General features: G+C 62.4%; 1 protein-coding gene. It reads left to right on the forward strand.

Annotated features, from left to right (window positions below):
- Positions 1-177: 177 nt before the first annotated feature.
- On the forward strand, positions 178-476 hold a 299-nt coding region (locus RNB18_RS51345), incomplete at its 3' end, for an acyl-CoA dehydrogenase family protein (RefSeq protein WP_311720973.1).

Consider the following 476-nt stretch of genomic DNA (forward strand, 5'->3'; position numbering starts at 1 on the left):
GGCCAGGCCCAGACCCTGGGCACCGCCTGTCACCACTGCAGTCTGACCGGTCAGCAACGACACCTGATCACCTAACTTTCGATCCCGGGGGCTCTGTCTGAGCCAGATCATATTTCATATACGATATTGGAGATTCATCACCCCCGCGGATCTCGCGCGACGAAATGGAGCTCCCCTGTGACCACCACCGCGGCCACTGCCGAAGTCAGCGACGAGGACTTCCAGGAGATCCTGGCGCAGACCCGCAGCTTCATCCGCTCCGCCGTGGTGCCCCGCGAGAACGAGATCCTGGCCACCGATCAGGTGCCCGACGATCTGCGCGAGCAGGCCAAGAACATGGGGTTGTTCGGTTACGCGATCCCCCAGCAGTGGGGTGGCCTCGGGCTCAACCTGGCCCAAGATGTCGAACTGGCAATGGAATTCGGCTACACCTCGCTGGCCCTGCGGTCGATGTTCGGCACCAACAACGGCATCGC

Source organism: Streptomyces doebereineriae, assembly GCF_031845645.1.
GTDB lineage: Bacteria > Actinomycetota > Actinomycetes > Streptomycetales > Streptomycetaceae > Streptomyces > Streptomyces canus.